This is a genomic window from Streptomyces sp. CoH27 (assembly GCF_020181035.1).
GTDB classification, from domain to species: domain Bacteria; phylum Actinomycetota; class Actinomycetes; order Streptomycetales; family Streptomycetaceae; genus Streptomyces; species Streptomyces camelliae.
Window position 1 is genome coordinate 1 of record NZ_JAIQYY010000086.1, and the last position, 4458, is coordinate 4458.

Genomic DNA, 4458 nt, shown 5'->3' on the forward strand with positions numbered 1-4458 from the left:
AGCATGCCCGCGCCCTCGGCGAAGCCCGTACCGTCCGCGCCCGCCGCGAACGCCCGGCAGCGGCCGTCCGGTGAGAGCGCGCGCTGGCGGCTGAACTCGACGTACACCGTAGGGCTGGCGATGACCGTGGCCCCTCCGGTGAGAGCCAGTGAGCACTCGCCGTTGCGCAGCGCACGGGCGGCCAGGTGCAGCGCCACGAGGGACGAGGAGCACGCCGTGTCGACGGTGAAGGCGGGGCCCTGGAGGCCGAATGTGTAGGCCACGCGTCCGGCGGCGACACTGGTGGTGTTGCCGGTCAGCAGGTAGCCCTCCAGATCGTGCGGGGTGCCCGGCGGGCGCGTGACGTACTCGGCCGGTACGACGCCGAGGATCACGCCGGTGTCGCTGCCCCGCACCGCAGCGGGGTCGATGCCGGCCCGTTCGAAGACCTCCCAGGCGGTCTCCAGCAGCAGCCGCTGCTGCGGATCCATGGCCAGGGCCTCTCGTGGCGAGATGCCGAAGAACGCGGCGTCGAAGGCGTCGGCGTGGTCGATGAAGCCGCCGCGCCGCGTGTACGCGGTGCCCAGGGCGTCCGGGTTCGCGTCGTAGAGGTCCTCGACGCGCCAGCCGCGGTCGGCCGGGAACGCGGAGGTCGCGTCCCGGCCGTCCGCGACCAGCCGCCACAGGTCCTCGGGGTCGTTCGCGCCGCCGGGGTAGCGGCAGCTCATGGCGATGATGGCGATGGCGTCGTCGTCCGCGGTCGCCGTGACGTCGGCGTCGGGAAGGGCGGGCTGCGGTCCGCAGGGCGCGAGCCGTTCGTGCAGCAGGGCGGCGACGGCCTCGGGGGTGGGGTGGTCGAAGACCAGCGTCGCGGGCAGTCGCAGCCCGGTCGCCGCGTCCAGGCGGTTGCGCAGTTCGACGGCGGTGAGCGAGTCGAAACCGGACTCCTTGAAGGGCCGTCCCGGGTCGACGGTGGCGGGCCCGGAGTGTCCGAGGACGTCCGCGACCTGCTCGCGGACCAGGTCGGTCAGGGCCTGCGCCCGGGCGGCCTCGGGCAGCCGGGCCAGCCGGTCGGTGAGCGCGGAGCGCGGTGCGGACGCCGCTTGGGCAGCCCGGCGGACCGGACGCGGGAGCAGGCCGCGCAGCAGATGCGGCACCTCGCCGTCCGGGTGCCGGGGCGGCGCCAGGCGGGCCGCCACGAACGCTCCGGGCAGACCGGCCGCCGCGTCGAACAGGGCGAGGCCCTCGTCGGCCGTCAGCGGTACCGTGCCGAGCCGGGCCAGCCGCTCGCGGTCGGCCGCGTCGAGATCGCCGGCCATCCCGTCGGTGGCCCAGGGACCCCAGGCGAGCGACGTCGCGGGAAGTCCCTCGGCGCGGCGGCGCGCGGCGACCGCGTCGAGGACGGCGTTGGCCGCCGCGTAGTTGCCCTGTCCCGCGTTGCCCAGGACGCCGGCCAGCGAGGAGAACAGCGTGAAGGAGGCCAGGTCGAGGCCGCGGGTCAGTTCGTGCAGGTGCCAGGCGGCGTCGGCCTTGGGGGCCAGCACGGAAGCCAGTCGGCCGGGGGTCAGTGCGCTCAGCGTGGCGTCGTCGAGGACGCCGGCCGCGTGCACGACGGCGGTCAGCGGATGCTCGGCGGGAACCGTCTCCAGCAGCGCGGCCAGCGCCGCCCGGTCCGCCACATCACAGGCGACGACGGTCACCTCGGCACCCGACGCACGCAACTCCGTCGCGAGTTCTGCCGCACCCGGAGCCTGCGGACCGCGTCTGCTGGTCAGCAGCAGATGCCGTACGCCCTGCACAGCGACCAGGTGGCGGGCGAGCAGAGCACCGAGTCCGCCGGTGCCGCCGGTGATCAGCACGGTGCCCTCGGGCCGGGGTGCGGCCGGGATGGCCAGGACGACCTTCCGGGCCTGCCCGGTCTCGTTGAGCAGGCTCAGCGACTCACGGACGCCGGCCACCTCACGCACCGCAGCCGGCAGCGGGGTGAGCACGCCCCCCGTCCACAGCGGCACCAGTTCCGCGAACGCCGCCAGAGCCTCCTCCGGAGTGTGCCGGTCCGGCCACTGCGGGAGTTCGGCGGCGTCGAGGACCGCGTCGGACGGGCTTTCGGTGGCCGCCGTGGACTCCGCGGCCACCGCCTGGACCTCCCAGCCGTAGTGCCGGGCCAGACGCACCACCGCCCGGCCCGCCCCGGTGTCCGCCGCGCGCACCAGCAGCGTCCGCCCCGGCCGGCCGTCGGCGAGCTCGCGCAGGGCCCGGTGGGCCGCGAGCGAGGTGAGGGGCAAGGTCGCGGCCTGCGTGTACGTCCAGCCGGCGGGTATCGGCGCGAGGAGCCGGTGGTCGGTCTCCGCGAGGGAAGCGACGGCACCGGGGAACAGACCGAACACCCGGTCCCCGGGGGCGAATCCGGTGACGCCGGGACCGACCTCGGTCACGATTCCGGCGCCCTCCACGCCCAGCGGCGCCTCACCGGGCACCATGCCGAGGGCCGCGAGCACGTCCTGGTTGTCCAGGGCCGCGGCCCGGACCGCGATCCGTACCCGCCCGGCAGCGGGTGCCTCGGCCGAGGTCGCAGCCGGCACCAGCGCCAGGTTGGCGAGCGAACCCCTGGGTACGGCGTCCAGCCGCCAGGCCGGTGCGTCCGCCGGCGGCAGGAGCCGGCCGCCGAGCTGCGCCCGGGCCAGCCTGGGGGCGTACAACGTGCCGCCCTTGATGGACAGTTGGGGTTCGTCGACGCCGGGCGCGGTCAGCACGGCGCGCGCCGAGGCCGGATCGTCGTCCAGGTCCAGCAGCAGAAACCGGCCCGGGTGCTCGGCCTGCGCCGCGCGGACCAGTCCCCACACCGCAGCGGCCACCGGATCGTCCGGACCGGTCCCGGCGTCGGCGGCGACCGCGCCGCGGCTCACCAGAGCCAGCCGGCAGCCGTCCAGCCGCTCGTCGGCCACCCACTCCTGGAGCAGCGTCAGCACGTGGGAGACGGTGTCGTGGACGGCGGCGGGTACGGACCCCTGGGCCGGACCTTCGGCGGGTGCGCCCGTCCGGTCCGTCGGGCCGACAGCCGCCAGTACGACATCGGGCAGCCGGGCCCCGACGGCGGCCGCCTCGGCCAGTGCCGCGGGCGTCGGGTGGCGCTCCACGCCCGTCAGTCCCAGGTCGTCCGGGCCGAGGAGCGCCACTCGCGGGCCGCTGGACGGGCCGGCCGGTACGGGACTCCACACGGTGGTGAACAGGGTGTCGTGCCGCCGGGCACCGGCGGCACTCAGCTGTTCCGGCGCGATGGCCCGGAACACCAAGGACGCCACCGACGCGACCGGCGTGCCCGCAGCGTCGGCCACCTCCAGGGTCACCGCGTCCTCGCCCCGGCGTGCGAGGTGCACCCTCAGCGCGGTGGCGCCGGACGCGTGCAGCCGGACGCCGCTCCAGGAGAAGGGCAGCCGGACCGGAGCGGTGTCCGCTCCGACGCCCTCGACCGCGAGCAGCGCGAACGGATGGAGCGCCGCATCCATCAGCGCGGGGTGCAGGCCGTACCCGGCGGCCGAGGTGCCGGCGGGCAGTTCGACGTCGGCCCACAGGTCGTCCCCGCTGCCCCAGGCGCGGGTCATGCCGCGCAGTGCCGGTCCGTAGCCGAGACCGTGCGCGGCCAGCCGCTGGTAGGCGTCGCTGACGGGCAGTTCCGGGGCCTGCGGCGGCCAGGCCGTCAGGTCGGCTTCGGGCACCGGGGTACCGGGCGCGAGGACACCGGTGGCGTGCCGGGTCCACGGCGCGGTGCGGCCGGTCGCGCCACCGGGGCGGCTGTGGATGCCGAGGGTGCGCCGACCGGCACCGTCGGGCTGCCCCAGCACGATCTGCAGGTCGACGGTCTCCTGGTCCGACATCACCAGCGGCGACTCCAGGACCAGTTCCTCGACCTCGTCGCAGCCCACCCGGTCGGCGGCGCGTACGGCGAGTTCCACGAACGCCGTACCGGGCACGACGACCGTGCCGACGATCGTGTGGTCGGCCAGCCATTCCTGCTCACGGAGGGCGAAACGGCCGGTCAGCACCAGGCCGTCCGCGTCCGCCAGGTCGACGGCCGCCGACAGCACCGCGTGCTCGACCGTCTCAAGTCCGGCCGACGTCACCGAGGCGGTGGCACCCGTGCCGTCCGCCCAGTAGCGCTGGTGCTCGAAGGGGTAGGTGGGCAACTCCACCGGCGCTGACCGGTCCTCGTCGACCAGGCCGGCGTAGGCCGTCGACCAGTCGACGGTCACGCCGTGCGTGTGCAGCGCGGCCAGCGCTGCGAGCAGCGTGGCCACCTCACCACGGTCACGACGAGCCGCCGCCACCGCCAAAGCCCCGGAATCCGCCACACTCGCCAGAACCGCACCCGTCAACGCCGCATCCGGACCCAGTTCGAGGTAGGCCGTGACCCCCTCCGCCTCCAACGCCCGCACACCATCAAAGAAACGGACCGGCTCACGGATCTGCCGCACCCAGTAC

General features: G+C 75.4%; 1 protein-coding gene. It reads right to left on the reverse strand.

Annotated elements, in window-relative coordinates; all coding sequences use genetic code 11:
* The coding region (locus LE548_RS45050) for an SDR family NAD(P)-dependent oxidoreductase (RefSeq protein WP_308031252.1) at positions 1–4274 on the reverse strand (4274 nt) is incomplete at its 3' end.
* Between the last annotated feature and the right edge of the window lie 184 nt (positions 4275–4458).